Source organism: Polaromonas sp. P1_G2, from assembly GCF_056405515.1.
This window is the reverse complement of record NZ_JBFUBY010001858.1, coordinates 1-349: the sequence shown is the minus strand read 5'-3', so window position 1 is coordinate 349 and position 349 is coordinate 1. Positions and strand designations below refer to the sequence as shown.

Here is a 349-nt window from a genome sequence, read left to right as displayed (position 1 = left end):
ACTTATGACAGACGTCTCTTTCCAGCTCTATAGCGCCCGCAACTATCCGCCGCTTTCCGACACGCTGGCGCTGCTCGGCTCGCTTGGCTACAAGGAAGTCGAAGGCTTTGGCGGCATTTATGCGTCGCTCGATGCCGATGGTGTCAAGGCGCTGAAGACCGATCTCGATGCCAATGGCCTGACGATGACCACCGGCCATTTCGGCATCGACCAGCTCGAAAGCGAGCCGCAGCGCGTCATTCAACTGGCGAAGACGCTCGGCATGGATTCCATCTATGCGCCCTTCCTGATGCCTGAAGACCGGCCGAAGGATGCGGATGGCTGGAAGGCGTTGGGCGTCCGGCTGCAC

General features: G+C 60.2%; 1 protein-coding gene. It reads left to right on the top strand.

The window, feature by feature from the left end:
- Positions 1-349 (top strand): hypothetical protein (locus AC1D0P_RS32920; protein ID WP_477680550.1); only part of this gene is annotated, 349 nt, incomplete at both ends.